The following is a 24,778-nucleotide window of genomic DNA, read 5'->3' on the forward strand; positions in this document are numbered from 1 at the left end:
CATTTTAACGCTATGGGTATATAATGGTTCCCATTAATGACTTAGCGGGAGGGAAGAATGATGGTGAATTGCCCGGCGTGTAAAAACGAACTGAAACAAACGGACGGGGGCGCTCGCTGTGATATCTGCGCCAAAGATTTCCGCCTGGAGGCGCTCTGCCCGGACTGCCATAAACCTTTACAGGTGCTGAAAGCGTGTGGTGCGGTGGATTATTTCTGCCAGAACGGCCATGGGCTGATTTCTAAAAAGCGCGTGGAGTTTGTTCCCGTCGCGCTCTGAGTTCTTACTCGTCTTTCGCCGCTGGCTTACGCTTACGCGGCGCTTTCACCGGTTTGATGCCCGTAACCTGACTCTCGACCCAGCCGTCGTCCAGGCGCGTGGTTAGCGTGTCTCCGGACTTCACCTGTTTGGTTTTCTTCAGCACTTTGCCGTCTTCGGCCGTAGTGACGCTATAGCCACGCGCCAGAGTTGCCAGCGGGCTAACCGCCTCAAGCTGCGCCAGGGCGGTGCCAAAGCGTTGTTTTGTCTGGCTGAGCTGAGCGCTTACTAACTGCGACAGGCGGTATTCAAGCTGCTGTAAGCGAGACTGGGCGCGATGAATGCGCGGCTGAGGTTGCTGCTGATTAAGACGCTGAGCCAGGCGCTGCTGCTGCTGGTTGGCACGGCGAACTTTCCCGTCTATTGCCACATTCAGCCGCTGGCGCAGGCGCTCAAGTGTGGTTTGCTGGCGGGCCAGACGGAGCTGAGGGTGCTGCTGTTGCAGGCGATGGTGCAGGCGCGTAAAGCGCTGAGTGCGCTGCGCCAGATAATAATCCATCGCCATTTCCATGCGCTGCTGCTGGGACTGGATTTGGCGCAGTAATTCGACCTGATTACGGCTAACAATCTCCGCCGCGGCGGAAGGCGTTGGCGCACGTAAATCAGCGACAAAATCGGCGATTGTGAGGTCAGTTTCATGCCCTACGGCGCTAACGACCGGGATCTTGCTTGCGAAAATTGCCCGTGCAACCCGCTCATCATTGAAGCTCCACAAATCTTCCAGCGAGCCGCCGCCGCGCCCGACAATCAGCACGTCGCATTCATTACGCAGGTTAGCAAGTTCAATAGCTCGCACGATTTGCAGCGGGGCGTCTGCGCCCTGAACGGCGGTTGGATAGATAATGACCGGCAGGGACGGATCGCGGCGCTGTAATACGTGCAGCACGTCGTGCAGCGCCGCGCCGGTTTTAGAGGTAATAACCCCGACCTGACGAGCGGGAATGGGCAGCGGCTGCTTGTGTACCTGGTCGAACAGCCCCTCGGCGCTCAGCTTCTGCTTGAGCTGCTCGTACTGCTGCTGCAACAGCCCTTCACCGGCAGGCTGCATGCTTTCGACGATGATTTGGTAATCGCCGCGCGGTTCGTAAAGCGTGATGTTGGCGCGAACTAAAACCTGCTGCCCGTGCTGCGGGCGGAACGTTACCCTGCGGTTACTGTTGCGGAACATCGCGCAGCGAACCTGGGCGGTATCGTCTTTCAGCGTGAAGTACCAGTGGCCGGAAGAGGGCTGGCTGAAGTTGGAAATTTCACCGCTGATCCAGACCTGACCCATCTCCTGCTCCAGCAGCAGACGCACCGTCTGATTCAGGCGTGAAACGGTATAAATTGAGGGAGAATTTTGTGTCGGCATGTGAGCTGGATCAAATTTTAAATCAGCAGGTTAATAGGTCGATACTACCTTCCGTTTCGCCATTAGCAAGGAGTTTTGCGAAAAAAGTGTGGATGCAATCGCTTACGCTCTGTATAATGCCGCGGCAATATTTTATCTGTTCTCATTCACCCCAGGTTGAGATATTGCCATGCTACGTATCGCTAAAGAAGCACTGACGTTTGACGACGTTCTCCTCGTTCCAGCTCACTCTACTGTTCTGCCGAACACGGCCGATCTCGGCACCCAACTGACCAAAACTATTCGTCTGAATATCCCTATGCTGTCCGCAGCGATGGATACCGTGACGGAAGCGCGTCTGGCTATCGCCCTGGCGCAGGAAGGCGGTCTTGGTTTCATCCACAAAAATATGTCGATTGAACGCCAGGCAGAAGAAGTAAAGCGCGTTAAGAAACACGAAAGTGGCGTGGTAACCGACCCGCAAACCGTGCTGCCAACCACCACCCTGCGTGAAGTGAAAGAGTTAACCGAGCGTAACGGCTTTGCCGGTTACCCGGTAGTGACCGAAGAAAACGAACTGGTCGGCATCATCACCGGCCGCGACGTGCGCTTCGTAACCGACCTGAGCCAGCCTGTTAGCGTGTATATGACTCCGAAAGAGCGTCTGGTTACCGTTAAAGAAGGCGAAGCCCGCGACGTTGTGCTGTCTAAAATGCACGAAAAACGCGTTGAGAAAGCGCTGGTTGTTGACGGCGGGTTCCACCTGCTGGGCATGATCACCGTTAAAGACTTCCAGAAAGCAGAGCGTAAACCTAACGCCTGTAAAGACGAGCAGGGCCGTCTGCGTGTTGGGGCTGCGGTTGGCGCAGGCGCAGGCAACGAAGAGCGTGTTGACGCTCTGGTCGCCGCTGGCGTTGATATTCTGCTGATTGACTCCTCTCACGGCCATTCCGAAGGCGTTCTGCAACGTATTCGTGAAACCCGTGCTAAATACCCGGACCTGCAAATCATCGGCGGTAACGTAGCAACCGCCGCTGGCGCTCGCGCCCTGGCAGAAGCTGGCTGTAGCGCTGTTAAGGTCGGCATCGGTCCTGGCTCCATCTGTACTACTCGTATCGTAACCGGCGTTGGCGTTCCGCAGATTACTGCCGTGGCTGATGCGGTTGAAGCGCTGGAAGGCACCGGTATTCCAGTTATCGCCGACGGCGGTATCCGTTTCTCCGGCGATATCGCCAAAGCTATCGCCGCTGGCGCAGCTGCGGTAATGGTTGGCGGCATGCTGGCAGGTACCGAAGAGTCTCCGGGCGAAATCGAACTCTACCAGGGCCGTGCTTTCAAATCCTACCGCGGCATGGGTTCTCTGGGCGCGATGTCCAAAGGCTCTTCCGACCGTTACTTCCAAACCGACAACGCAGCAGACAAACTGGTGCCGGAAGGTATCGAAGGCCGCGTGGCTTATAAAGGCCGCCTGAAAGAGATCGTTCACCAGCAGATGGGCGGCCTGCGTTCCTGTATGGGCCTGACCGGCTGTGGTACTATCGACGCGCTGCGTACCAAAGCGGAATTCGTACGCATCAGCGGTGCGGGTATTCAGGAAAGTCACGTACACGACGTGACCATCACTAAAGAGTCTCCGAACTACCGCATGGGCTCCTGATTTCACTAGCCCGGCCACGCGCCGGGCTCTTTATATTCTCGTTTCACTTGCCTCGGAATTAACGTCAATGACGGAAAACATTCATAAACATCGCATCCTGATCCTCGACTTCGGTTCTCAGTACACTCAGCTGGTGGCGCGCCGCGTCCGTGAGCTGGGCGTTTACTGCGAACTGTGGGCATGGGATGTTACCGAAGCTCAAATTCGTGAGTTCAACCCAAGCGGCATCATTCTCTCCGGCGGCCCGGAAAGCACCACCGAAGAAAACAGCCCGCGTGCGCCTGAGTATGTGTTTACAGCTGGCGTGCCGGTGTTTGGCGTGTGCTACGGCATGCAGACTATGGCAATGCAGCTTGGCGGCCACGTTGAAAGTTCTACCGAGCGTGAATTTGGCTATGCGCAGGTTGAGGTTAAAACCGACAGCGCGCTGGTTCGCGGCATCGAAGACTCCCTGAGCGCTGCTGGCCAGCCGCTGCTGGACGTGTGGATGAGCCACGGTGATAAAGTTACCGCTATCCCGTCCGACTTCGTGACCGTTGCCAGCACCGAGACCTGCCCGTTTGCCATTATGGCCAACGAAGAAAAACGCTTCTATGGCGTGCAGTTCCACCCGGAAGTGACCCATACCCGTCAGGGCCAGCGTCTGCTGGAGCGTTTTGTTCTGGAGATCTGCGGCTGCGAAGCGCTGTGGACCCCGGCAAAAATCATCGAAGATGCGATCGTCCGCATCCGTGAGCAGGTCGGTAACGACAAAGTTATCCTCGGCCTGTCCGGCGGCGTTGACTCCTCCGTGACGGCGATGCTGCTGCACCGCGCCATCGGCAAAAACCTGACCTGCGTATTCGTGGACAACGGCCTGCTGCGCCTGAACGAAGCCGCTCAGGTAATGGACATGTTCGGCGACCACTTCGGCCTGAACATCGTTCACGTTGAAGGCGAAGAGCGCTTCCTGACCGCGCTGGCGGGCGAGAACGACCCGGAAGCCAAGCGTAAAATCATCGGCCGCGTGTTCGTTGAAGTGTTCGACGAAGAAGCGCTGAAGCTGGAAGACGTTAAATGGCTGGCGCAGGGCACCATCTACCCTGACGTTATCGAGTCTGCGGCCTCCGCGACCGGTAAAGCGCACGTCATCAAATCTCACCACAACGTGGGTGGCCTGCCGAAAGAGATGAAGATGGGCCTGGTCGAGCCGCTGCGTGAGCTGTTCAAAGACGAAGTGCGTAAAATCGGCCTCGAGCTGGGCCTGCCGTACGACATGCTTTACCGCCACCCGTTCCCGGGCCCGGGCCTTGGCGTCCGCGTGTTGGGCGAAGTGAAGAAAGAGTACTGCGACCTGCTGCGCCGCGCCGATGCTATCTTCATCGAAGAGCTGCACAAAGCCGACCTGTACAACAAAGTGAGCCAGGCGTTCACCGTGTTCCTGCCGGTCCGTTCCGTGGGCGTAATGGGCGATGGCCGCAAGTACGACTGGGTTGTTTCCCTGCGTGCGGTAGAAACCATCGACTTTATGACCGCGCACTGGGCGCACCTGCCGTACGACTTCCTCGGCCGCGTGTCCAACCGCATCATCAACGAAGTGAACGGCATCTCCCGCGTGGTTTACGATATTTCTGGTAAACCGCCTGCTACGATTGAGTGGGAATAATTACTCTCTTAGTTGTGTAAAGTGCTTAGAGGCCCGCTTAAGTAAAGTGGGCCTCTAAATTTAGACAAGACTCAAATTAATATATTTTGCTCTTTTCTTTATTTTAAAGGAGGGGCAACGGATTATTATACGTCCTCCTCCATTTCCGCCATTTAGCTTTACCCAGCCCAATGTCGTATCAATAATTTGAAGTTATCGCTCATTTATTCTGGTGGTTTATTTCGCTTGATGTAAATCAATTGGTTGCGCGGTTTCTTCTGTAAGTTTAATTATCTGATTCTATATCGAGGTTTAATAACATGGCAATTCCAGCTTATCTTTGGTTAAAGGACGATGGCGGCGCGGATATTAAAGGCTCTGTTGATGTTCAGGACAGAGAGGGAAGTATTGAAATACTTAGTTTCATGCATGGCCTAAGCATACCTACTGATTCCCATACGGGAAAGCTCACAGGAACTCGCGTTCACAGCGCATTGGAATTTGAAAAAGAGTTTGACTCTTCCAGCCCGTATCTTTATAAGGCAGTTTCTTCTGGGCAAACCCTCAAGTCAGCCGAAATAAAATGGTACAGGATTAACTATGCTGGTCAGGAAGAAGAATACTTCAATATGTTGCTTGAAGCCGTTAAAGTAGTTTCTGTTAATCCTCTCATGCATAATATTAAATCAATTGAAAACATGAATCATCTTGAGTCAGTAACGCTCAGGTATGAAAAAATCACATGGAAGTATTGTGATGGAAATATTCAGCATTCCGATTCATGGAAGGAGCGAGCCTAATTTAATGGGTTTATGACACAGGCTTTTATCGGTATATTAAAAGGAGGTAATGTGACCTGGGTTTATGATGTAAGAAAAAAATCATTCTCGCAAAATGGAGAGTATAAGTTTAATGCTCTATATGCCGGTGCTGATGGCTATAAAGACGACCCGGCATTAGAGTGCGAACAAAATAAAGGGCCTTTACCCAGAGGTAAGTATAGGATTGGAAATCCTATCGCGAAACATCCGACTGCCGGACGATTTGTTATTCGATTAACGCCTTATGCTGGAAATAATATGTGTGGGCGTGCAGGATTCCTTATTCACGGAGATAATGGCTATGGTACAGCTTCTAATGGATGTATTGTGGCCTCCTTTGAAGTCAGAAGAAAAATTGCAGATAGTCTGGATAAGGAGCTGATAGTGAGATGAAAAAACATATTCCAACGGCTTTGTTATTTATTGTGTCATCGTGCACTTCAAATAATGTGAATCCCACAGAGCAAGTATTATTTAATAAAGTCGTTTTCGCAATAAAATCCGGTGATATCAAAAAGCTTTCAGAGCCTGATTATGATGATGTATCTACATACCTCTCTAATGGTGAGGCGCGCTGGGTAGAGTTATACCCTAAATTAAATAAAGAGCCATTTCTTGGTATAACTTCCTTTCAGGAAGGGTTGAATATAGCAATGGCTTATGCACTTTCTGTTAATCCATCTGAGATATTGAAGTTTGTTAATAGTAGTAACGTTGACTATATATGTGGTATTCCATTCATCGAGCCCACGCAGGACGAAATTGATTCCTATTATTTGAAGGCTAGTGCTGCGCTTAAAAAATTAACATCTGAAAGTCATTGGAAAGAAAAATGTCTCTCTACATTAACGAGTGCGATGAACAAATGAGTTAACTTTTTTGCGGACTGTCATTTTGCTTATTTAATAATACCTGGCATATGTATCTTGTGATCTGTTAAAACCATATCTAATACATGGAAACTCTCTCATATCCTTCTTCGTGGTTATTTCCTTTTAACGTGATCTGTAGCGTAAAAAACTTACTTATGTGACTCATAGTCCGTGGAGTATGCCGCAAACAAAGGCGATGCTTATCCGTGTTGAAACATTAAATACGGAGGGAAAAGTATGAAGGCTCAGGACTGGCACCCAGCAGATATCATTGCCGGAGTGAAGAAGAAAGGAACGTCGCTGGCGGCAATTTCAAGGCGGGCAGGGCTGGCGTCATCTACGCTGGCAAATGCGTTAACCCGACGCTGGCCGAAGGGGGAGAGGCTTATTACCGAAGTGTTGGACAAGCCGCCGGAAGAGATCTGGCCTTCGCGTTACCCAACCCTGAATATGGGAGCGGTGGAAGAGGGTGGGCAGGGGAATATTTAGCCTGACTATGATTGAACTCTGCTATTCGAAGTTTGTTCCTGCAACCTAAGGGCAATAGCTATGTTATTGCTCTTATTCATTATTAAAATCAATAAGTGATCTTTGGGTTTTTTGTTCAAAATGGTCATTTATGGCCTTTTTTATGCATTTAAATGCCATTATGGCTCACATGTGACCATTTTATTGTAAAGGCAAAAAATGTCTTTTATGCATCTGCTTTATACCCCGGCAGAAGTGACTCAGCAGGTGGGGAGTAACGCAAAAACGCTTCGTCTTACAAAAAATCTTTCCCGAAAGACGCTTGCTGAAAAAGCGGGAGTCTCAGAGTCTACTATCAAGCGATTCGAAACTACCGGGGTGATTACTCTGGAAGCGATGATCCTGCTGGCTACCGCGCTGGATGAGTTGCCATCCGTGACAAGACTTTTCAAACCAGAGCATCCGCATTCTATTGAAGAACTCAAGAATGCCAGGCGTAAGCGGGGGATGAAATAATAGCTAAAGCATTGACGCACGTAGAAGCGTTGACCGTGCAGGAAGAAGGCATAAAGTCGGGGAGTTCTATATCGAACAGACCCTTGCTGCGTCACGCCGACAAGTACTTCGTCGTGATCGTGCGCGTCATAAGCGTGGCCGGAGAAATGGGCGTTAATGCTTTCTATACCGCTCTCTTTATCGCGGTTGATATCAACCCAGTCTCTGCTCGTTTTGCCGCGCGTTGTCATCAGTCTGGTCTCGCTTTAAAGCGGATTCTGTTTCCGAAGGGGGAGCTATTCGATGCCATAGAAAAGGAAGTTAAGGGCTGCTTTTATTGTATTTTCATGTTCAGCTGCGCTGCAATGTTCAGAGCCCAGGACCCGTTCCGGGATACTCGCGAGTTCGTGAGTCATAACAATAAAATTTTCACCGGCCAGATTAATGGATGGGGTAAGTTTGTCCGTGCGCGGCCCTTTATAGTTTTCAGCAGGGAATAAAGGAATGACGACTCGGGTGTTTCTGCGCCCAATGATGTTGCTCTGAACATTCAATAAATAGGGGTAAGCCGTGGGCTTTCCGGTATTTTTATAGACGGTGAATTGCATGATTAGAACGTCCTGTAGGTGTCGGATAACAGCCCGTTTTCTTCCGTGAGCTGATTCAGATAGTCGATTGCGGCTTCGTTTTCTTTCTTCCAGCGAGCGGCTTCAATCGCCTTGATTTCGGCCTTTAGAGCATTACGCAACGTTTGTGACATGTTGATTCCAGCTGCTCTTGCTTCCTGAATCAGCTCTGGCTCTAGTGTGACAGTGACTGTTTTTTTCACTCGTATACTTGCTGATGCGGGCATGGCTCCTCCTCAAGATCTGCGCTTTTCTATGTGTAATTAACACATACACTAGCACAGATATCATTTGGCGAAAATATAGCCAAAATTCTTTAACTAAAAAACCAGAAATCGACAAAGGCCGAATCTTCAGCGAAGGATGTTTGTAGGAGGGCCTGGGTAGGTAATGCTCGGGCTCTATAGCGCACGACATACCCGTTTTAGCACTACGCGCTGCTGAGATATCGAGTTTTAAACTTACTCACTCCCAGCGTCATACAGCTTCTGGCTGCGCTGGATGGTCTCTATATTTTCCAGCGTCCAGTTAAACAGGAGTGAGAAAGGCTCCTGCAAGGATTGCCCTAGCGGCGTCAGAGAATATTCCACGCCGAGCACCCGGCCATCCAGCACTTTACGTTTGACCATGCCGTTGCGTTCCAGCTTGCGCAGCGTCTGCGTCAGGACTCGCTGCGTCACGCCATCCAGCCTTCGCTTAATGGCGTTAAAACGCTGCGGTTCTCGCAGCACTTCCAGCACCATCATTGACCATTTATCGGCTATCTGATCGAGCACGATACGGCTTGGGCAGTCTGCCCGGTAAACAGTTTCAGTCTTAATCATAGGTATCCTCCAGCATCCCTGGGATGTTTAAGGTGCGTAATTGACGCCAGGTATCCAAAATATACTATCCGGGGGATGGCTAAAATACGACCTCGCTCTTTCCAGATGATAAAGGAAACCCCGATGATAAAGACAAATTACAGCAAGCTCCTGATCTCTCAGCGTAATGGCGTGTTGACGGTGACGATCGATAATCCTCCTGTGAATGTTCTTGATGTCGCGCTAATGTCCGAGCTCACTCACGTTCTGCTTTCTGTGCGGAACGATCCGGCCGTCCACGTTTTGGTTTTTGAGAGTGCTATTCCAGAATTCTTTATTGCTCATGTTGATATGACGCTGATTGATGAGCCTCACGCCTTCGATGAACTGGCAAATGCTGCTCCTGATGGGCTTAATCCTTTCCAGGCCTTTGGTGAGCTCTTACGCAGCCAGCCGCAGGTTACCATCGTTAAGCTGGCCGGCCTGGCCCGAGGCGGTGGCGCTGAGTTTGTTGCCGCAGCGGATATGGCATTTGCCGCAGAAAAACGGGCAGGGCTTGCTCAGTGTGAAGCGTTGATGGGTATCGTTCCTGGCGGCGGGGCGACGCAATATTTGTCCGACAGAATGACGCGAGGAAGAGCGCTTGAAGTGGTGCTGGGCGCGGATCTTATTGAGGCCAAACTGGCGGAGCGATATGGCTGGATCAACCGGGCCTTACCTGATGATGAACTGGATTCTTTTGTTGAGAAACTGGCGAACAACATTGCCAGCTTGCCTGAAGGCGTGATTGAGGCGGCGAAAAAAGCCATCCCGGCCTCCGATCTTCGGGAAGGGTTTCACCGCGAACACGATGCCTGGGCTGGACTCTTCGCCCGGCCTGCGGCGGAGAGGTTGATCCGTGGCGGGCTGAAGGCCGGAGCACAAACCGTAGAGGGAGAAACAAGGCTCGAAAGCCTGCTGCGCGACCTCAGTATCTAACTAAAAAGCCCGCTATATAAATCCCGGTTGATCTGTTAAAACATTTGGCGATCCGGGCACGGCAAAAGTTAAACAAGACTGAGGTAAAGAGCACCATGAATAAAGCAGATCATCTCCAGGCGGTAACGGCCAAAGCCAGAGCAATCATGGCCCGGAATAATATAGAGGCTTTGGTGGTGACCACCCCGGACAACTTTTGCCATGTCACCGGTTTTGCCAGTTTCTTTATGTACACCTTCCGCCATACCGGTGCGGCGCTGGCGGTCATTTTCCGTGATGAAAACTTGCCATCTTTGGTTGTGATGAACGAGTTCGAGGCGGCAGGCTTGCAGTTTGAGCTGGTGAACTATGAGCTGAAAACCTTCCCGGTTTGGGTGGATGTCGATGAGCCTTTTAACCCGCAGCGGGTGGTGAAAGAACGGCCAATTGGCCCGCCGGTTGAAGCTGTTTTCACGCTGCTCAAGTCCACTTTAGCGGATGCAGGCGTGCTGGATAAAAACATCGCTATTGAGCTGAATGCGATGAGCAACGGCGGCAAGCAGACCCTGGATAAGACGATCCCGAATTTACGGCTGGTGGATTCAACGGCAATCTTCAACGAACTGCGGATGGTCAAAAGCCCGTGGGAGATAGCCTTCCTGCGTAAAAGCGCGCAGATCACCAAATATGGCATCAGTGAGGCCTTTAAGGCGATTGGCGAGGGTTGTTCGGCTTGGGATCTCACCGCCGCCTATAAAGCGGCCGTGATGCAGCACCCGGAGACGAACCTTTCGCGCTTTCATTTGATCTCGGTGGGCGATGATTTTGCGCCCAAACTCATTCCGAGCCGTGAACCCGTTAAATCGGGGGATTTAATCAAATTTGACTGCGGCGTGGATGTGGCCGGTTATGGCGCGGATTTGGCGCGTACAGTGGTGTTCGGGCAGCCAACGGCCATGGCCGAACGAATCTACCAAACGATTTTGCAGGGCCACGAGCATATGCTCAGCCTGATTGGCCCGGGCGTTAAGCTCAGCCATGTGTTTAACGACACGATGAGCAAAATCAAAGCTAATGGCTTACCGCACTATAATCGGGGTCATTTAGGGCATGGCGATGGGCTGTTCTTAGGCCTGGAGGAGGCACCTTTTATTAGCGCAGCGGCCACCGAAACCTTTGAGCCAGGCATGGTCTTTAGCGTGGAAACGCCTTACTACGGCATCGGGGTTGGGGCTATCATGCTGGAAGATATGTTGCTGATAACCGACGACGGCTATGAGCTATTTAGCCAGCTACCCCGGGAGTTGCGGCGTTTTGAATAAGCTCAATGCGGGGTGTTAATCAGCCCCGCTATTTTCGCTTAGTCATGAGCATCAGCTAAAAAATGCCAGCTTAAAGGCAAACAGCGCCAGGAACAGGCCGGTGGCTTTCTCCAGCAGGTAGACCATGCCGGGGCGAGTACGGACCTTTTCGGCAAGCGACGTGGTCAGAAAAATCATTATCGAACAATAGATAAAGGTCAGCGCGGCGGCGGTACCTGCAAGAATCGCGAACGTTGGGATCCCCAAACTGCTTGCCGGGTCGATAAACAGCGGCAGGAACATCACGTAAAACAAAATGGGTTTGGGGTTCATCAGGGTGATGACCAGGCCCTGTAGAAACGGCGTTCTTTTGCCTGTCACCGGCGGCGGTGGCGCGCCGGTTTTTGCCTTCATCAGCAGTTGCGCACCCATCCACAGCAGGTAGGCGGCACCCAGCCATTTAATCACCTGGAAAACGTGAGGCGAGGACTCAAGCAGCGCCGCCACGCCCGCAATGGCAAGCCACAGCAGCACCTGGTCGCCCAGTATAATCCCCATCAGGCAGAGATAACCGCTGCGCGCGCCGCCTTTGCTGGCGCTGGTGATCAGGATCAGATTGCCGGGGCCGGGAATGATTAACAGCAGGATGAAAGAGACAACAAAGGTGCCGTAATGGATGATGCCGGGCATGCTCAGGTTTTCCTTAAAAGTGCTTGGTTCGGGTGGTGCGTTTTTGCTTTTATGCGCCGTACTGGCTGGCTTTATGATGGGAAAGAAGGCCGATAGGCGGCAACCGAAAACCGTGATATGTTTTCCTTATCTATGAAGAAATTCGATTCGTCGAAGCATGCCCCTTCCAATAACTGACTGAAAACATGGCAGGAATAAAGCTGAATCAGCTAGAAATGCTGATAGCCGTAGTTGAAAACAATGGTTTTAGCGCCGCAGCCGCAGCATTGGGCTGTACTCAGTCGCGCATCAGCCATGCCATTGCCGAGCTGGAACAGCACCTGAACGTTCGTCTGTTGCACCGTTCGCGCAGCGGCTGTATTCCGACTGCTGCCTGCTCGCAAATCCTCAAAGATGCTAAAAAAATCATGCACCTGCTGGATGGCATTGAGCAGACGGCGGCAGAAGCGCCGCAGCTCGCCGGGCGCGTGCGCGTGGCCTGCTTTCGCAGCGCGACGGCCAACCTGCTGCCGCCGTATTTTGAGGCGCTCGCCACGGCCCTGCCCGATATCCATCTGGACATTGATGACAGCGCGACGGAATACCATCACCTTAACGACGCCGTGGTGTCCGGGCGGGCGGACATCGGCATTACCATTCAGGGCTATCCGGGCTCGCTGCACGGCGTGCCGTACATCAGCGACCCGTATGTGCTTATGCTGCCGCGCAGTTTTCGGTTACAGCAGCCCTTTAACTGGCATCAACTGGAAAAGCTGCCGTTTATTCAACCGAGCGCAAATACTCTGAATCCCGCGGTTGAACGTTGCCGCGAAATGGGGCTGCGTAACGAGGTTGTGCATAAACTTGCCAGCGATAGCGGCATCGTAGGGCTGGTAAATCAGGGGCTGGGGTTCTCTATTATGCCGTGGCTTTCCGTGCTGCCGGTGCCGGATAATATGCGTATTCTGGATTTGCCTCAGCCTCTGCGCCGCCACCTGTTCATCGTTACGCGCCCTGAGCTACGTCATGACAAAGTGATCGCCACGCTGATTAACTTCCTGCGTGATAAGGCGCTGATCCGCACGACCAGCGTCTGGCGCTCGGGCATGCTGGCTTTCGATTATTGAGCGGCTTCCAGCCACTTACTGGTCAGCGATATCTCCCGGCTGTCAAAGTCGATGCGCATCCGCACGCCGAGCGGGAGCGTCAGCATTGGGTGCGTGTGGCAGCAGTCAAAATCAGAGACTATGGGGATCTCGCGGTCGTTCAGCACTTCCCTCAGGATCTGCAGCGGCGTTTTTCCGCTGTCCTGGTCGTCAAACAGCTCGTGTCTGCCGAGCACAATGGCGGCGATGCGGTCGAACACGCCGCACAGCAAAAGATGGGAAAACTCTCGCTCCAATTCCGCCGCGCTGTGCAGGCTGTCTTCAATAAACAGAATATCGCCCCGGTTGATATCGGGCATGTATTCGCTGCCCCAGATGCCGTAAAGCGTATTCAGGTTGCCGCCAATCACGCGGCCTTCTACCTTGCCTTCACCCTCGAAGCACCAGCTGCCTGGCTGCAGGGTCTTCGCCCGGGACTGCGTTTCCCAGTCGAGCATCTCCTCGGTCCATTCTGCGGGCTGGCTCAGGGTGTACGGCAACGCTTGCGGTCGGCTGAGGATATTGAGGAAATAGTCAAACGTGCTGTCGACCAGCGGAGGGAATTCACCCAAAGAAGCCACCACCGCCGGGCCATAAAAGGTAATCAGCCCAATTTTCTGATAGATACCCGCCAGCAGGGCGGTCACGTCCGAATAGCCGATGATAATTTTGGGATCTTTCATCAGCTGTGCGTAGTCGATATAAGGCAGCAGCGAGTTGCTGTTTAAGCCGCCGATGGCCGAGATAATGCAGCGCACGTTGGGGTCGTGTAAAAGGGCATTAAACTCATCCGCCCGCTCGCGAATGGAGCCTGAACGCCAGAAATCCTTTTTGCCCGTCAGGCTGCCTTCCTGCAGAAAAAATCCCTGTGACTCAATAAACGCTTTTGCCCTTTGGTAGCGCTGCGGGGCAAACGCGGTAGCCGCCGATGAGGGGGAAAACACGGCGATCGTGTCTCCCGCCGTTAATGGGCGAGCATAAATCTGTGGCATAGCGGCTTCTCCCTGTTGATCATCGCTTTGGCGTGTATTCCCGATAGTAGCGGGAGAAATGGCTTTTAAATAGCTACCTTATTTGTTGTTTTTATAAGAAATAACCCGATGATTGCTGATAGTTATTTTCCGGCAATTCTTAGCATCATGTTGAATTTGTGAACGCATTTGACTCTGCAATACTGCCCCGAAGTGTGCTGAAACGTATAAGCCCGTCAGGCTTCGGTTGCGCGGTATGAGGAAGTTCAGAAGCATCATGATTCAACTAGAAAACATCAATAAGATCTATCCGGGCAATGTGCAGCACGCAATCAATTCGCTGAATATGACGATTAACGAAGGGGAGTTTTGCACCTTCGTTGGCCCCAGCGGCTGCGGGAAAACCACCACCCTGAGGATGATTAACCGGCTGGACATTCCGGACAGCGGCGAGGTCTATATCCAGGGTCAGCCGCTCTCCAGCGCCGACATTATTCAGATTCGCCGCAAGATTGGCTTTGTGATGCAAAGCCCGGCGCTGTTCCCCCATCGTACCGTAGCGGAAAATATTGCCACCGTGCCGCGCCTGTTGGGCTGGGACAAACGTGCGATTGCCCGGCGCATTGACGAGCTGGTGGCGCTGATGTCGCTCAATCCTTTAGTGCTCAAGCGTTACCCGCACCAGCTTTCCGGCGGGCAGCAAAGCCGCGTCTCTATTGCCCGCGCGCTGGCGGCGGACCCGCCAATTTTGCTGATGGACGAGCCTTTTGCCGCCATCGACCCGGTGGTACGGGACAAGTTGCAGGGCGACCTGCTGGAGCTTCAGGCCCGGCTGCACAAAACCATTATTCTGGTCACTCACGACATCAACGAAGCCATTCGGCTCGGCGACCGCATCGCTATCTTCCGCGAGGGCGGGCATCTGGCTCAGTTTGATACCCCGGACAATATTCTCTCCTGGCCCGCCAGCGACTTTGTGCGCGACTTCATCGGCCCGGAACCTAACCTCAAACGCCTCGGCATGATGCGGGTCGGCGACCTGCCGCGCCACGACGTGCCGGTTCTCACTCACGATGGCGTGCCGCTATCCGGCGAGCATCCGCTGCTCGGGCAGCAGCGAGCTTTGGTGCTGGACGCTGAAAAGCGGCCGCTGCACTGGCAGGAAAACGGGCAGCAGGCGGCGGTGCGTATTGCCGAAGAAGGGCAGTCGCTGCGCCATGTTTACAGCACATTGCTGGACGTGCCGCAGGGCGTGCTGGTGCGCGTGACGGCGGAAGGCCACTACGCGGGCGCTATCGATAGCGGCGTTCTGAGCGACGCGCTTAACCGCCACCAGGAGCTGCACCGCAATGATTGACTGGCAATGGGTGACCGACAATCTGGACATGATCGGCGAGTTGATGCTGCAACATTTGCAGATGGTGCTGCTGTCGCTGGCGATGGGCACGGTGCTGACCGCGATTATGCTGCTGCTTTCCATTGCCTGGCCCGCGCTTGCCGGGCCGCTGATCTCGCTGAGCGGCGTGCTGTTTACCATCCCTTCGCTGGCGCTTTTTATTTTGCTGCTGCCGTGGACCGGGCTGTCGATTACCACGGCGGTAATTGGCCTTACGCTCTATTCCCTGCTGATCCTGCTGCGTAACGTGCTGGCGGGTATGCAGAAGCTGCCTGCGGACGTGCTGGAATCCGGAAGGGCGCTCGGCTATACGCGCTTTGGCCGCTTTATTGAAGTTGAACTGTTTCTGATCCTGCCCGCGCTGTTTGCCGGGCTGCGTATTGCTTCGGTCACGCTGGTGGGGCTGGTTATCGTTACCGCGCTTATCGGCCAGGGCGGGCTGGGGCAGTTGATGATCCTCGGGTTTAACCAAAACTTTTTGACGCCGATCCTCGTCAGCCTGGCGCTGAGCCTGGTGCTGTCGCTGTTTCTTGACCTGCTGATAACCCGCCTTGGGTACAGCCTGACCGGGTGGACGCGCTGATGAATATTCTCCATGAGACCTGGCTGTGGTTCCTGCAGGCCGACCACTGGAGCGGCGATCTGGGCATCTGGCATCGCTTCGCGGAGCATCTTTATTACGTGCTGATTAGCCTCGTTATTGGGGCGCTCATCGCCCAGCCGCTCGGCATCCTGTTCGGCTACTGGCGGCGCGGCGGCTTCCTGGCGATCAACCTGTTTAACATCGGGCAGGCGTTCCCTTCGCTGGGGATTATTTTGCTGTGCATCATGCTGCTCGGTTTTAACGATGTGCCGGTGTTTATCGCCCTGGTGGCGCTGGCTATCCCGCCGATGCTGACCAATACCTACGTCGGCATTAGCCATGCGGATCAAACGCTGTGCGATGCCGCCAAAGCTATGGGCATGACGCCGCTGCAAAGCCTGCTGAAAGTGCGCATTCCGCTGGCGATGCCGCTGATCTTTGCCGGCATTCGTACCTCGCTATTGCAGCTTATCGCCACTGCGGTGGTGGCGGCCTATGCCGGGCTGGATGGCTTAGGGCGCTTTCTTATCGATGGCCTGGGCCAGCGTGATTATCCCCAGGTTATCGCCGGTTCGCTTGTTATCTCGCTGCTGGCGATTGGCTGTGAACTGCTGATGTCGCAGGCGGCGAAGCGCTGGTTCAATTTTGCAGTGCCAACGGCAGGCTAAGACCTGCGCACAACACAACATAAAAGAGAGAAGGGTTATGATGATAAAAAACTGGTTATCCACAGCAGGCAGGGGCTTCCGGGTTACTTTACTGGCCGCGGGGCTGGCAAGCGCAGGCTTCGCCGCTCATGCGGAAACCGTCACCATCGGCGGGGCGAACTACTCTGAGCAAACGGTGTTGGCCAATATCTACGCCAGCGCGCTGAAGCACCAGGGCATAGATGTGAAAACCCGCCTGAACCTCGGCAACCGCGAAATCATTATTCCGGCGCTGAAAACCGGCGAACTGGACGTGGTGCCGGAATACCTTGGCGCGTTGCTTAACTACTATCACGGCGGCAGCAAGGCGACCACCGAGCAGGAAGTTTCGGACGAGCTGAAGCAGGCGCTGCCAGCTGACCTGGTGCTGCTGAATCCTTCTCCGGCCGCGTCTATTACCGCGTGGGGCGTGCGTGAAGAAACGGCTAAAAAATATAATCTGAAAACGCTGTCCGACCTGGCGAAAGTCGCACCTGAGCTGGTGGTTGGCGGCCCGCCAGAAGTCGCCACTCGAGCCCTCGGCCTGCCGGGCCTGGAGCGCGTGTACGGCATTAAATTCAAATCCTTCAAGTCGCTGGATATCGGTGGCCCGCTGAGCCGCCTGGCGCTGAACTCCGGCAAGATTGACGTCGCCACGCTGGTTTCTACCCAGGGCGACCTGCTGAAGGAAAAATGGGTTGTGCTGGAAGATGACAAGCACGAACAGCCTGCGCAAAACCTGGTGCCGCTGATCCATAAAGGCTCCGTTTCGCCGAAGGTCGAAGAAATTCTTAATAACATCTCCGCTAAGTTAACCACCCAAGATTTAATCCAGCTGAACAAGCTGGTGGATGTCGATCATAAAGATCCGGCTAAAGTTGCCGACCAGTGGGTAAAAGAAAAACTGGCCGCTAAATAAAGAGTCCCCGGCCAGGGAGGGCCATTTCACTACGAGTATCCCGACATGTCGCAAGCTACCGCCATTTTTAACCTGTTCTTTTTTAACCCTCAGGGCGACTACCGCTTTTCATGGCGGCACCCGGAGGCTCCCGGCAAAGAAATTTACAGCCTGAAGTATTACGCCGAGCTGGCGCGTAAAGCCGAGGCCGCAACGCTCGACAATATTTTCATTGCCGATCACGTAGCCATCTGGGATACGGTGCCGAGCGGCATCCCGCATTATGCCAATCCGCGCCTGGAGCCGATTACGCTGCTGGCAGCGCTGGCGGCCACGACCGAAAACATCGGCCTGATGGCTACCGCCTCAACTTCCTATACCGAGCCGTATAACCTGGCGCGCTATTTTGCCTCGCTGGACTTTCTTAGCGAGGGGCGTGCCAGCTGGAACGTCGTCACGTCCTGGCTGCCGGAAGAGGCCGCTAACTATGGTCTGGATACGCTGCCGGAGCACGGCAGGCGCTACGAGCGGGCGGCCGAGTTTATCGACGTGGTGCGCAAGCTGTGGGATTCCTGGGAAGATGATGCGGTGTTGATAGACAAGCAGACCGGCTATTTTGCGAACCCCGAGCGTGTACATCCCCTGAACCACGAAGGCAAATTCTTTAAGGTACGCGGGCCGCTTAACGTGCCGCGCCCGCCCCAGGGTCACCCGATTGTGGTGCAGGCGGGGTCTTCCGAGTCCGGCAAGCAGCTGGCTGCCGCCCAAGCAGATATCCACTTTGTCTTTATGAGCAATATTGAGAAGGGCCTGGCGTACCGCGCGGATATGGACAGGCGGCTGCGCGAGCTGGGGCGCTCTCCGGAGCACTTCAAGATCCTCGGCGGCGTGTTGCCGGTGGTGGTGAATAGCCCGGAAGAAAAAGAAGAGCGGCAGCAGCTTATTCAGCAACTGATGAACGACGGCATGGCGTTGGATCTGCTGGGGACTTACCTGAGGATGGATCTCAGCGAGTACGATCCGCATTCCCCGCTGCCGCCGCTGCCGGAAGAGAACGGCTTCGACGGGTTGCGAACCGCTTTGCAGATAATCAAAGGCTACGATCCGAAGCTGACGGTGCTGGAACTGGGAAGATTGCTGCTTCAAAGCTCGGACAGCTGGCTGGTTATCGGCACGGCGGAAGAAGTTGCCGCCACGCTAAGCGAGGCATTCCACGCCGGAGCGGTTGACGGCTATAACCTGATGTTCCCGTTCCTGCCGGTCGATTTTGATAACTTTATCGACCAGGTTGCGCCACTCCTGAAGAAAAGCGGCGTGATGCAGCAGGCCTACCGCCCGGGAACGCTGCGTGAGAAGCTGGGATTGCCGCCGGTGGTGAATCAGTTCAGGCATGGGTGATAAGGACTCTGGTTCTTAGTCACAAATATTGTCTATGAAGGATTGGATGAGGTTCCGTTCACCTCAAGTCCATATTTATATGTAGTCACCGGGCCGGTGAACGTGTCAGGTGGCATTACGCCATGCCCCCTGACAACCCCCGGCGCCCGGCGAGCTCATCGCCGCTGAAGCGGTAAACCCGCCGGTTATCACCCAAACATTCGGGGTCGTTCGCGATCCGTTCCCGACGATCGCTCTCTTTCGCTGCTCCCGGCAGCTCAACCCCGCCTGAGTTGGGTCATAACCGGGGGCGATGAGAGCCGGGAACAAGGGCGTGGCTGTGAGACGGAAGCAACAGTGATGTTCAGCGTGACTGTGGTTTTGAAGCGCGGCACGGTTCTCTGGGGGAAAAGGTAAAGCCCAATAACCTAAAGCGTCACTAATCCACTCGCGGCAGCCTTCTGCGCGGCATCGCTAATAGGCTGATAGTCATCGCGATGGGTCACGCTAAAGTCTGTAATCAGCAGCGCTTCGCGGATCTCACGCCATTCTGGCTCGCTCACCAGCCGCTTCAGCGCCCGGCGTAACGCAGCCAAATCCTCCGCGGAAGTCTGCGCCGAAGTTATCATCGGCAGGCCAGGAACCCTTGATGTCGTGCCGATGACGGCAAGACCCTGAACTCGTTCTGGTTCGTGCTGGCTGACCAGTGCCCAGGTGACCGCGTCAATAGCTGCGATATCCCCCGCACCGGCTTTCACTTCGGCCATAGACTGCCGGTGGCTGCCGCTAAACGTAATTTCTGAGAAGAATCGCCCATCCTTTTGTAGCGGAGCCACCAGGCTACGCAGCGTGTGATAGCCGGACTGCGAGTCTTCGCTGTTGCAAATAACCCGCTTGTTGCGGAAGTCCTGAAGCGTTTTGTCGGCGTCAGCCTCCCGAACGACCAGCAGACTGCTGTAGTTGAAGCCTTCGCAGCCCGTGGCGCGGTAATGAAACGTGCCAACGACCTGAACATCCGGGAGCAGGGCGCGCAGCGGGTAGCCGCAGGTCTGGCTTAGCAGCAGCTCCGGTCTCTGCCAGTGGGCAAGGCGGTCTTCCGGCTCGCTATAGAGCAGCTTGCTGCCTTCCAGCCCCTCCTCGTTCAGTAACTGGCGCAATGCCCCCAGCAACGCTTCCGTATCCGGGTGATGCACATCGTACATCGGCAGGGAAATCAGCTTACTCATGGGCTTTCTCCTGCTGCAAAGTATCCTGCGCCAGGCGTCCGTCCGGGAAGAACGGGTTGATTTCAACCTTGATCGGTTTAATCAGATGCTCGCGCATCAGCTCGCCGTAGCCGTTCACAAAGAAGCCCTGATTACGTTTCAGGTATTCCTCTTTATAGGCGCGGTAAACCGTCGGCAGGCCGTACCACGGCACGCGCGGCAGGTCGTGGTGTACCGAGTGATAATTGAGATTCAGGAACAGCAGTCTCCAGAACATCCCGGCTTCGTTAATTACGGTGCGCGCTTCCGGGTCTTCAGCGGCGCGGTGTTCGAAGAAGGAGCGAACTTTGGTCATCGCCAGCATGGGCCAGGTGACGGCCAGTAGATAATAGATGACCGAAAAATCGTGCTGTACCAGCCAGCCGAGTACCGGAACCAGCAGAACCAGGTGTACTACCCACATGGCGATGGCCGGGCGGTTGCCGCTGCGAAATGATTCCAGGATATTGAGCACCGTCCAGCGCATGGTGAGTATCGGCGTTAATAACAGGCGGCCGGGGAAGGTGTTGCGCAGGCGCACAAGCACGCGCTGAACGCCGCTAAAGTGCTGCCAGCGGCGGCGGGTAAAGTAATAACTCTCCGGGTCGGTTTCCGGCACGGTTAAATCTTCATCCTGGTGATGCTTGAGATGCAGGTCGCGGTAGGTGCCGTAAGGATACCAGATAGAAAACGGCAGCAGCCCAAACAGCTGGTTCAGCCGTTTGAAACGAGTCGGATGGCCGTGCAGCAGCTCGTGCTGCAATGACATGTACCAGGTGCTGAACCAGATGAGCAGCAGCGTGGCCGGGAATAAACCGAGGGTTTTCCACCAGGCTACCGTGGCAAACCAGCCGCCATAAATAGTAATAATCAGCAGCCAGGTCGGTAGCTCCGTGCGCCATAGCCAGGAGCGCTGCAATTTATGCACGAATTCCCGCTGCTCTTCATTTAAATAAACTGAGGATCTTCCACTCATTTAGCCAACCACTGATGCCAATTTGCCGATTAATTTGGCAGAGAGTAAATCGTCGCCGCTAAAGCTGGTAGGAATATAAATTGCTATGCTTAGAACAGAAAATGATTTAGCGAGAAGGGCGTTCAGCGGCCGAAGTTGGGCGGCTAAAAGAGCAGGATTTGGGCGGTACAGTTACCGCCCTGAATAGGCTACATAGACTCAATGCCCACGCGCTGGCCGTAAGAGAGTTCGAGCGTGTTGCCGTCGGGGTCGGCGAAGAAAACAAAATAGCCAACCGGGTCGCCGAGCTGTTCAGGCTCTCTGCGCAGGACACCTTCGGCTCTCGCCATTTCGGTTTTCTGGTCAATCTCTTGTTGGGTGGCGCAGGCTACGCCCAGGTGGCCAAATCCGCCGAGCGGCGTGTCGGTGTGGTTATCCGCCTGAACCAGTACCAGCGCAAAGGGGCGGGTACGGTCGCTCAGCCAGGCGACTTTACGTGCGTCCGGCAGGTCTGGCTCGCGCTGGTGGATAACCTTCATTGCGGTGTAGCGGAGGTAAAAATCGATGCTCTTATCAAGATCTTTCACCATAAAGGCGACGTGGGTGAAGCCGACATCAATATTTTTCATAAATCGCTCATGTTGCTGTTTTCAATGGCGCAACTTTACGACCTCAAGTTAACCTTAGGTCAAGCCGATGGGGCCGTCGGTCGCCGGAATAAGCATTTTTGAACAACTGAGCGTCGGGTATCTTTTGCCGGGCATGTGCCGCAAAGGGAGGGGGTAACAGCTAGCGGTTAGCGCTATCAACCTGCTGGCTGCTTTGCTGTGCCTCTACTTTTTTATCCTGATGGTGATACCAGGCGCCAATAGAGGAATAAATAAAGCGACCAAAAAAGAACAGAAAACTGATGAGCAGAATGATGCGGGTCATGCGATTATTAAAACGGTTTCGTCTTTGCATAGTCGTAACCTGTGTCACGCAAGGGTCCTTAGGATTGGCCCGGCAACTGCGGGCGACGCGGTTATTTAGTCACACTGAGCAAGCGAGGTCAATTCTTCAGCGCGTAAAAGTAGGTCAACCGCTAAATTCCGGGCAGTTAATGGGCATTGGCAGGCGCTATTGTAAGCTAAGCTGATGGGGCTTTAGTTCAAATTTTTCCTTCACGCGTTGTTCGAGTGTTCGATACTGATATGCATCAATTATCATTGATGTTAGCTAACTAAAATTTGCTCTCCGCGCCGTAGCAATATGGCAATAACATCCCGGGTTGGATCTCCGGGGAGAGACCCGAAGAGGAACAGGAATTCTGGCGAAGAAGTATGCAATTAGCGACCTGGTATAACAAAACGAAAAATAAATGGTGGGCGTTGCCCTTAATTCTACCGAGCCTGCTGCTGCCCCTGGCCGCAACATTCAACGCGCAAACGGTGATGGACGGTGCGCGGGTGTTCCTGCTGTATATGTCATTGCCGCTGCTGACCGCATTTGTCGTGCTGTTTGGGCGTGCGGCATTTCCCGGCATTATCCTTGCGCTAATAATTCGCTACTTCCCTTCTCAGGGAAGCTGGATAGCGCTGCTGGCGGTATTACATTTTTTGGTGCCGATAGTGATTAGCTGGCGCTGCTACCTCTATTTTGTGCCACGGCGCAGTTCGGTAGCCTTTGGCACGCTGCAATTTACCGCTCAGCGTATGTTTTGGCTGGTGCTGGTTAATGCTTCTCTGTTCCTCATACTTTATGAATTTGGGTTATTTTTAGGCTGGTATGACACGGCATTTTCTATTCTTTCAGCCACGCCGTGGAGCGCACGAACATTAATTAATTTTCAGGCTGTATTAGTCGGGGGATTAACCGGGCTGCCGTTCTTCTATTTTATTTTGCGGATGATTGTTAACCCGCGATTTATCAAAAGTTTCTGGTCACGAATGATGGCTCAGCGGCAAAAGGGCGTTACCCGGAGCGAAACAGTGCTTTGGGTGGCGGCCGTCAGCCTGCTTATTTGGCTGCTGCTGTTCCCTATTAGCCAAAGCAAAACGATATTTAATACCGACTATACCCTGACGCTGATCCTGCCGGTTATGTTGTGGGGTGCGATGCGCTTTGGCTTCCTGTTTATTACCAATATCTGGACAATTGTCCTGATTATTCTGTGCAGCGGGTTCCATAATTATCTCCCGCCAGATATGGGGTTCCAGCTGCATCTGGCTATAGCCTCATCCTGCTATGCGGTCTTCTCCATCACTATTTATTTGATGGCTGCGGTGACTACTCGCCAGCGTTTTTTGCATCATAAAGCCCGGCGCGTTGCCTTTATTGACCCGATGATGCAAATGCCGAACCTGCGCGCCCTGTGTCGCGACCTTGGGAATTACCCCTGGTCGGCGCTGGGCCTTATCTCTATCCCCGAACTGGAGCTGCTTGGGCGCAATTATGGCGTGCTGCTGCGCATTCAGTATAAGCAGCAGCTGGCGGAGTTTCTGCGCAACGAACTGGCGCCGGGCGAGAAGGTTTATAACCTTTCCGGGCACGATCTTGCCCTGCGGCTCAACTATGAGTCTCATCAGGATAAAATCGAGTCCATTTATGAGCATGTAAAGCGGTTCCGCTTTATCTGGGATGGTATGCCGCTTCAGCCACAGGTCGGCCTTAGCTATTGCTTTGTGCGCCACCCGGTGTCCCATCTCTACCTGCTGCTCGGCGAGCTCAGCACGATGGCGGGGCTTTCGCTCTCCACCCAGCACCCTGAAAGCCTGCAACAGAAAGGCTCGAATCATGTGCAGAATGCGGTGAAGCGCAAAGTAGAGATGATGAACCGGCTGCAAAGCGCGCTGGATAACAATCTCTTTGTGCTGATGGCGCAGCGCATCGAAGGGCTGCGCGGCGATGTCTATCACGAAGTGCTGTTGAGAATGCGTGGGGATAAAGGCGAGCTGCTTTCCCCGGATCTGTTCCTGCCGGTTGCCCACGAATTTGGCCTTTCATCGCGCATTGACCAGTGGGTGCTTAACTCCGCGCTGCAGTTTATGGACCTGCATCGGTCAAGCCTGCCGGGCTGCAGGCTTGCCATTAACCTGACTCCGGCTTCGGTTTGCCAGGCTCAACTGCCTACAGAAATCCAGCATCTGCTGACGAAGTACCAAATTGAGCCGTGGCAATTGGTGTTTGAGATAACCGAAAGCCACTCGTTAACCAACCTCGAGCAGGCGAACCTGACGCTAAAAATGCTGCAAAGAATGGGCTGCCGGGTGGCTATAGACGACTTCGGCACCGGCTACGCTAGCTATGCGCGCCTCAAGGAGCTGAGCGCGGATATCCTGAAAATTGACGGTAGCTTTATCCGCAATATTTTGACCAGCAGCCTCGACTATCAGGTGGTCAGTTCGATATGCCAGCTGGCGCGAATGAAGAAGATGCAGGTGGTGGCCGAGTACGTCGAAACCGAGGAGCTTAAAGAGGCGGTGCGGGCGATGGGCATTGATTACGTTCAGGGCTATTTAATTGGCCGCCCACAGACGCTGGAAAGTCTGGTGGAAGAAGCAGCGCCCTCCGCACCGTCTGGCGCGAAGGGGCTGGAGTAAT

Annotated in this window: 27 protein-coding genes and 1 pseudogene; 17 read left to right on the forward strand and 11 right to left on the reverse strand. The window is 53.9% G+C overall.

The genetic code is table 11. The features are described from left to right. Positions 1-57: 57 nt before the first annotated feature. Positions 58-279 carry a zinc ribbon domain-containing protein gene (locus tag ACG1VR_RS05395; RefSeq protein WP_395490395.1) on the forward strand — a complete coding sequence of 74 codons (222 nt, stop codon included), beginning with the start codon at positions 58-60 and terminating at the stop codon, positions 277-279. A gap of 4 nt (positions 280-283) precedes the next feature. Here the strand turns inward: ACG1VR_RS05395 and xseA are convergent, their stop codons facing one another. Next, on the reverse strand, positions 284-1,669 hold the full coding sequence (xseA, locus tag ACG1VR_RS05400; protein WP_395490396.1) for an exodeoxyribonuclease VII large subunit: 1,386 nt from the start codon (positions 1,667-1,669) through the stop codon (positions 284-286). A gap of 169 nt (positions 1,670-1,838) precedes the next feature. Between xseA and guaB the strand changes: the two genes are divergently transcribed. From guaB to ACG1VR_RS05435, 7 genes are all read left to right on the forward strand, one after another. Then, the gene (gene guaB, locus ACG1VR_RS05405) at positions 1,839-3,305 is read left to right on the forward strand and encodes an IMP dehydrogenase (RefSeq protein WP_016537729.1); all 1,467 of its coding nucleotides are present in this window, start codon (positions 1,839-1,841) and stop codon (positions 3,303-3,305) included. A gap of 67 nt (positions 3,306-3,372) precedes the next feature. After that, entirely contained in the window at positions 3,373-4,950 is a 1,578-nt protein-coding gene (gene guaA, locus ACG1VR_RS05410; protein WP_172569206.1) for a glutamine-hydrolyzing GMP synthase, read from the forward strand. Between the two features lie 299 nt (positions 4,951-5,249). Further along, on the forward strand, positions 5,250-5,729 hold the full coding sequence (locus tag ACG1VR_RS05415) for an Hcp family type VI secretion system effector (RefSeq protein WP_395490397.1): 480 nt from the start codon (positions 5,250-5,252) through the stop codon (positions 5,727-5,729). Between the two features lie 12 nt (positions 5,730-5,741). Next, entirely contained in the window at positions 5,742-6,143 is a 402-nt protein-coding gene (locus ACG1VR_RS05420) for a tlde1 domain-containing protein (RefSeq protein WP_395490398.1), read from the forward strand. Next, on the forward strand, positions 6,140-6,619 hold the full coding sequence (locus ACG1VR_RS05425; protein ID WP_395490399.1) for a hypothetical protein: 480 nt from the start codon (positions 6,140-6,142) through the stop codon (positions 6,617-6,619). Before ACG1VR_RS05420 ends, ACG1VR_RS05425 begins: the two co-directional genes overlap by 4 nt. Positions 6,620-6,859: 240 nt before the next feature. Continuing rightward, on the forward strand, positions 6,860-7,111 hold the full coding sequence (locus tag ACG1VR_RS05430; protein WP_395490400.1) for a helix-turn-helix domain-containing protein: 252 nt from the start codon (positions 6,860-6,862) through the stop codon (positions 7,109-7,111). 198 nt (positions 7,112-7,309) lie between these two features. Continuing rightward, positions 7,310-7,606 carry a helix-turn-helix domain-containing protein gene (locus ACG1VR_RS05435; protein ID WP_395490401.1) on the forward strand — a complete coding sequence of 99 codons (297 nt, stop codon included), beginning with the start codon at positions 7,310-7,312 and terminating at the stop codon, positions 7,604-7,606. A 56-nt stretch (positions 7,607-7,662) separates the two neighbouring features. Here the strand turns inward: ACG1VR_RS05435 and ACG1VR_RS05440 are convergent. The 4 genes and pseudogenes from ACG1VR_RS05440 to ACG1VR_RS05455 form a co-directional block, all read right to left on the reverse strand. Continuing rightward, a pseudogene (locus tag ACG1VR_RS05440) lies at positions 7,663-7,836 on the reverse strand (AraC family ligand binding domain-containing protein); the annotation flags it as partial. Between the two features lie 45 nt (positions 7,837-7,881). Beyond that, positions 7,882-8,193, reverse strand: coding sequence for a CcdB family protein (locus ACG1VR_RS05445; protein WP_395490402.1), 312 nt, complete (start codon positions 8,191-8,193; stop codon positions 7,882-7,884). Between the two features lie 2 nt (positions 8,194-8,195). Beyond that, positions 8,196-8,438: a type II toxin-antitoxin system CcdA family antitoxin gene (locus ACG1VR_RS05450; RefSeq protein ID WP_395490403.1), complete on the reverse strand. Its 243-nt coding sequence runs from the start codon at positions 8,436-8,438 to the stop codon at positions 8,196-8,198. A gap of 234 nt (positions 8,439-8,672) precedes the next feature. Beyond that, complete coding sequence (locus ACG1VR_RS05455; protein WP_395490404.1) at positions 8,673-9,035, reverse strand: winged helix-turn-helix transcriptional regulator; 363 nt, start codon at positions 9,033-9,035, stop codon at positions 8,673-8,675. A gap of 123 nt (positions 9,036-9,158) precedes the next feature. On the opposite strand from ACG1VR_RS05455, the gene ACG1VR_RS05460 reads away from it, so the two are divergent. Both ACG1VR_RS05460 and ACG1VR_RS05465 read left to right on the forward strand, forming a co-directional pair. Beyond that, on the forward strand, positions 9,159-9,992 hold the full coding sequence (locus ACG1VR_RS05460) for an enoyl-CoA hydratase/isomerase family protein (RefSeq protein ID WP_395490405.1): 834 nt from the start codon (positions 9,159-9,161) through the stop codon (positions 9,990-9,992). A 95-nt stretch (positions 9,993-10,087) separates the two neighbouring features. Then, positions 10,088-11,293, forward strand: coding sequence for a M24 family metallopeptidase (locus ACG1VR_RS05465; RefSeq protein WP_395490406.1), 1,206 nt, complete (start codon positions 10,088-10,090; stop codon positions 11,291-11,293). Positions 11,294-11,344: 51 nt separating this feature from the next. Here ACG1VR_RS05465 and ACG1VR_RS05470 read toward each other — a convergent pair whose 3' ends face one another. Further along, positions 11,345-11,962, reverse strand: a complete 618-nt coding sequence (locus ACG1VR_RS05470) for a LysE family transporter (RefSeq protein ID WP_395490407.1) — start codon at positions 11,960-11,962, stop codon at positions 11,345-11,347. Between the two features lie 185 nt (positions 11,963-12,147). On the opposite strand from ACG1VR_RS05470, the gene ACG1VR_RS05475 reads away from it, so the two are divergent. Next, positions 12,148-13,068 (forward strand): LysR family transcriptional regulator, encoded by a 921-nt coding sequence (locus ACG1VR_RS05475; protein ID WP_395490408.1) that lies wholly within the window; start codon positions 12,148-12,150, stop codon positions 13,066-13,068. Here ACG1VR_RS05475 and ACG1VR_RS05480 read toward each other — a convergent pair. Continuing rightward, on the reverse strand, positions 13,062-14,078 hold the full coding sequence (locus tag ACG1VR_RS05480; RefSeq protein ID WP_395490409.1) for a S66 peptidase family protein: 1,017 nt from the start codon (positions 14,076-14,078) through the stop codon (positions 13,062-13,064). The two genes, ACG1VR_RS05475 and ACG1VR_RS05480, sit on opposite strands and share 7 nt — an antisense overlap. A gap of 256 nt (positions 14,079-14,334) precedes the next feature. Between ACG1VR_RS05480 and ACG1VR_RS05485 the strand changes: the two genes are divergently transcribed. Genes ACG1VR_RS05485 through ACG1VR_RS05505 form a run of 5 tightly spaced genes read left to right on the forward strand, consistent with a single transcriptional unit; the run spans position 14,335 to position 19,018 of the window. Further along, positions 14,335-15,414, forward strand: coding sequence for an ABC transporter ATP-binding protein (locus ACG1VR_RS05485; protein ID WP_039898610.1), 1,080 nt, complete (start codon positions 14,335-14,337; stop codon positions 15,412-15,414). Beyond that, the gene (locus ACG1VR_RS05490; protein WP_016537713.1) at positions 15,407-16,036 is read left to right on the forward strand and encodes an ABC transporter permease; all 630 of its coding nucleotides are present in this window, start codon (positions 15,407-15,409) and stop codon (positions 16,034-16,036) included. Before ACG1VR_RS05485 ends, ACG1VR_RS05490 begins: the two co-directional genes overlap by 8 nt. Continuing rightward, positions 16,036-16,704 carry an ABC transporter permease gene (locus ACG1VR_RS05495; protein WP_395490410.1) on the forward strand — a complete coding sequence of 223 codons (669 nt, stop codon included), beginning with the start codon at positions 16,036-16,038 and terminating at the stop codon, positions 16,702-16,704. Before ACG1VR_RS05490 ends, ACG1VR_RS05495 begins: the two co-directional genes overlap by 1 nt. A 37-nt stretch (positions 16,705-16,741) precedes the next feature. Continuing rightward, a complete protein-coding gene (locus ACG1VR_RS05500; protein ID WP_395490411.1) occupies positions 16,742-17,641 on the forward strand; it encodes an ABC transporter substrate-binding protein in 900 nt (299 codons plus the stop codon). Positions 17,642-17,686: 45 nt separating this feature from the next. After that, positions 17,687-19,018 carry an NtaA/DmoA family FMN-dependent monooxygenase gene (locus ACG1VR_RS05505; protein WP_395490412.1) on the forward strand — a complete coding sequence of 444 codons (1,332 nt, stop codon included), beginning with the start codon at positions 17,687-17,689 and terminating at the stop codon, positions 19,016-19,018. A 407-nt stretch (positions 19,019-19,425) separates the two neighbouring features. Here ACG1VR_RS05505 and ACG1VR_RS05510 read toward each other — a convergent pair whose 3' ends face one another. The 4 genes from ACG1VR_RS05510 to ACG1VR_RS05525 all read right to left on the reverse strand — a co-directional run bounded on the left by ACG1VR_RS05510 (position 19,426) and on the right by ACG1VR_RS05525 (position 22,177). Continuing rightward, positions 19,426-20,223, reverse strand: coding sequence for a phosphate/phosphite/phosphonate ABC transporter substrate-binding protein (locus tag ACG1VR_RS05510; RefSeq protein WP_395490413.1), 798 nt, complete (start codon positions 20,221-20,223; stop codon positions 19,426-19,428). After that, positions 20,216-21,217: a fatty acid desaturase gene (locus tag ACG1VR_RS05515; protein ID WP_395490414.1), complete on the reverse strand. Its 1,002-nt coding sequence runs from the start codon at positions 21,215-21,217 to the stop codon at positions 20,216-20,218. The genes ACG1VR_RS05510 and ACG1VR_RS05515 overlap by 8 nt, the downstream gene beginning before the upstream one ends. A 188-nt stretch (positions 21,218-21,405) precedes the next feature. Continuing rightward, positions 21,406-21,825 (reverse strand): VOC family protein, encoded by a 420-nt coding sequence (locus ACG1VR_RS05520; protein ID WP_172569223.1) that lies wholly within the window; start codon positions 21,823-21,825, stop codon positions 21,406-21,408. Positions 21,826-21,985: 160 nt separating this feature from the next. Further along, complete coding sequence (locus ACG1VR_RS05525; RefSeq protein WP_071704107.1) at positions 21,986-22,177, reverse strand: YfgG family protein; 192 nt, start codon at positions 22,175-22,177, stop codon at positions 21,986-21,988. Between the two features lie 341 nt (positions 22,178-22,518). Here ACG1VR_RS05525 and ACG1VR_RS05530 point away from each other — a divergent pair, with 341 nt between their 5' ends. Continuing rightward, a complete protein-coding gene (locus ACG1VR_RS05530; RefSeq protein ID WP_395490415.1) occupies positions 22,519-24,777 on the forward strand; it encodes an EAL domain-containing protein in 2,259 nt (752 codons plus the stop codon). Position 24,778: the final 1 nt, after the last annotated feature.

Source organism: Cedecea davisae, from assembly GCF_044095835.1.
Lineage (GTDB): Bacteria > Pseudomonadota > Gammaproteobacteria > Enterobacterales > Enterobacteriaceae > Cedecea > Cedecea davisae.